Source organism: Bradyrhizobium sp., from assembly GCF_030697065.1.
GTDB lineage: Bacteria > Pseudomonadota > Alphaproteobacteria > Rhizobiales > Xanthobacteraceae > Bradyrhizobium.
Map to the genome: position 1 here is coordinate 1 of NZ_JAUYQU010000310.1, position 2,322 is coordinate 2,322.

The following is a 2,322-nucleotide window of genomic DNA, read 5'->3' on the forward strand; positions in this document are numbered from 1 at the left end:
GCCGGCGCCGAAGCCGGCCAGGACCGCCCAAAGGACTGCCCAAGGGAACGCCGGCGGTCCGCAGGCAAGGCCCCGGCTCCCCGTGGCGCAGATTTTCATCGGTCTCGTCATCGTCTATGTCGGCGTGCGCTATTTCTGGCGCTCAGACGGCCGCCTGACACGCAATTCTCCGTGACGTGAAATATTCCGGCCGCGCGGCGCTGTTTTCGCACATGGCTATGCGGCCGGCGGAATGCACGGCATAATGCCCGCTCGCGCCGGTCATCTGGCGCGAATTTCAAAAACATCCTTTGGAGGAATAATGAAGAAACGATCGATCGCCGCCCTGGTGCTGACCACGAGCCTGGTGTTGTCAGGCAATGCGTTCGCGCAGGCCAAGCTGGAAAAGGTCGTCAAGGTCGGCAGCCTCGGCGACCAGTCCGGCCTCTATGCCGATATCGGCGGCCCCGGCTCGTCCGTCGCCGCGCAAATGGCGATCGAGGATTCCGGGCTGCTGGCCAAGGGCTGGAAGATCGACCTGGTCTCGGCCGACCATCAGAACAAGCCCGACGTCGGCGTCAATATCGGCAAGCAGTGGATCGATGTCGACAAGGTCGACGTGTTCGTCGATCTCGCCAGTTCAGGCGTCGGCCTTGCGATCGCCAACCTCGCCAAGGACAAGAACGTCGTCAACCTGAACTCCGGCTCGGCCTCCTCGGATCTCACCGGCGCGCAGTGCTCGCCGAACACGGTGCACTGGGTCTACGACACCTGGATGCTCGCCAACGGCACCGGCAAGGCGCTGGTGAAATCCGGCGGCGACAGCTGGTTCTTCCTGACCGCGGACTACGCCTTCGGTCACGCGCTGGAGCGCGATACCGCAGCGGTGGTCACCGCCAATGGCGGCAAGGTGCTCGGCAACGTCCGGCATCCGCTCAACAACGCCGACTTCTCCTCCTTCCTGCTGCAGGCGCAGAGCACCAAGGCCAAGATCATCGGTCTCGCCAATGCCGGCGGCGACACCACCAACTCGATCAAGCAGGCGGCGGAATTCGGCATCGTCGCCGGCGGCCAGAAGCTCGCGGGCATGCTGCTGTTCATCACCGACATCCACTCGCTCGGGCTGAAGGTCGCGCAGGGCCTGAACTTCACCGAGACGTTCTACTGGGATGCCAACGACAAGACCCGCGCCTTTACCAAGCGCTTCAACGAAAAGCACAAGAAGGGCCCGCCGACCATGGTGCAGGCCGGCGTCTATTCCTCGCTGATCCATTACTTCAAGGCGCTGGAAGCGCTCGGCGGCAATCCGCGCGACGGCCGCGCGGTCGTCGCCAAGATGAAGGAAATGCCGACCGACGACGATCTGTTCGGCAAGGGCTCGATCCGCGCCGACGGCCGCAAGATCCACCCGGCCTATCTGTTCGAGGTGAAGAAGCCCTCGGAATCCAAGGCGCCGTGGGACTACTACAAGCTGGTCGCCACCATCCCGGCGGAAGAAGCGTTCATTCCGCTCGACAAGAGCGTCTGCCCGCTGGTGAAGAAGTAAACCGACGCTGCGGCGTCACACCAACAGGATGCCCGGCGAGCGATCGCCGGGCATTTTTGTTTGAAGAACCAGTGCCGGCATTTTCGACCCGACGGGCAAATCAGCCTGTAGGATGGGTTGAGCCCTTGCGAAACCCATCACCTTATTTCACGACTTACGGCCTTTCGCCAAAATCTCCTCCATGATCCCTGACATCACCGGCCCAATCCTCGGGATAGATTCCGAGCTTCACCATACGATGGAACGATGAATACGGCCAATCCCTGACCCGCGGCGCCAGCCCATGCTTGACGGGGTTGATATGGACGTAATCGACGTGCCGCGCGAAATCGTTCTCGTCGCGAATGGTATGCTCCCAATAGCGCCGCTGCCAGATGCCGCGTTCGCCCTTGGCGGCGCGGCTGTCTGAAATCCGTTCGCCGGTCGGCAGGCTGCGCGAAAAGGCCGATTTGATCAGCCGCCGCGACAAAACGACCCGACGGGCAAATCGCTTCGGTTTATCGGAATCACATGTCAAGCCCCTCGCACGAAAATAATTCTGTTTACCAGAAGTATGGATCGCGCTATATGTCTGGCCATCCCGTCCCACTCCGAGGGGCGTTGCGCAAGGTCACCAGTGCGGGGCGGGGATGCGGTGGACGCGGATGGCGCTCTTGACCCGAGTGCCTGAAGCGGATGTGAAATCGTGCGGTCCTGACACCTCGGTGCTGGTGTCAAGCTTGCGGTCAGTCCCGCAAGTGACGGCGGCAAGAAAGCCGATCGCCGGGGAGACCACGTATAAGCCTAAACCATCGCGC

The 2,322-nt window shown here is 62.1% G+C and carries 1 protein-coding gene and 2 pseudogenes; 1 reads left to right on the forward strand and 2 read right to left on the reverse strand.

The window, feature by feature from the left end; translation table 11 throughout:
• Positions 1–301 precede the first annotated feature (301 nt).
• Positions 302–1,525, forward strand: coding sequence for an ABC transporter substrate-binding protein (locus Q8R73_RS24605; RefSeq protein ID WP_305722145.1), 1,224 nt, complete (start codon positions 302–304; stop codon positions 1,523–1,525).
• 154 nt (positions 1,526–1,679) lie between these two features.
• Here Q8R73_RS24605 and Q8R73_RS24610 read toward each other — a convergent pair.
• Positions 1,680–1,985, reverse strand: a pseudogene (locus tag Q8R73_RS24610) (transposase); the annotation flags it as partial.
• 150 nt (positions 1,986–2,135) lie between these two features.
• A pseudogene (locus Q8R73_RS24615) lies at positions 2,136–2,322 on the reverse strand (hypothetical protein); the annotation flags it as partial.